Genomic DNA, 660 nt, shown 5'->3' on the forward strand with positions numbered 1-660 from the left:
ACTTGGCACTCGAGTTAGGTGCCGCTGTGAAAGGAATTACCGCGAAACTAGGCTACGAACAATTGGGATCTGATGAAGGAATGTATGGTTTCTCAACCCCTCTCGCGACTGGCCATAAATTCAATGGCTGGACCGATCAATTTCTTGGAACGCCAAACCAAGGTCTAGTAGATACCTATGTATCTGTCAGCACAAAGCTAGCAGGCTTTAAGTTAGCTGCGACTTACCATGATTTTTCTGCGGATGAGAGCACTGCAGGAGTTGATGACTTCGGAAGCGAGCTTGATTTGTTGCTCGCGAAGAAGTTCAACAAAACCTATTCTGCTGGGTTTAAGTACGGTATGTACTCAGCGGGTGATGCTGGCACTAACAAAGTTGATACAGATAAAGCTTGGTTGTGGTTAGGTGCGAAGTTCTAATTAGTTGAGCTCCCTTAGCTAATTTTGCCGCCAATGTATTTCTGATACTTGGCGGCTTTTTTAGTTGGTTCGATCGTTTTGCTAAATAGCCGCATCTAGCAGCAAGAATCCTTCGCGTCCTGCGACAAAGATGACAGAGCACCACGCGAACGTAATGATTGTGATTTCAAGCAGAATTGAACGGCGGCTTTGCTTAAAGCGTCGGGCAATCACTGCATAGGTCGGTATGCCGATTAGAATT

General features: G+C 45.8%; 1 pseudogene. It reads left to right on the plus strand.

Annotated features, from left to right (window positions below):
• Positions 1 to 419, plus strand: a pseudogene (locus tag A3739_RS07805) (hypothetical protein); the annotation flags it as partial.
• Between the last annotated feature and the right edge of the window lie 241 nt (positions 420 to 660).

The sequence above is a fragment of the Oleiphilus sp. HI0067 genome (assembly GCF_001635735.1).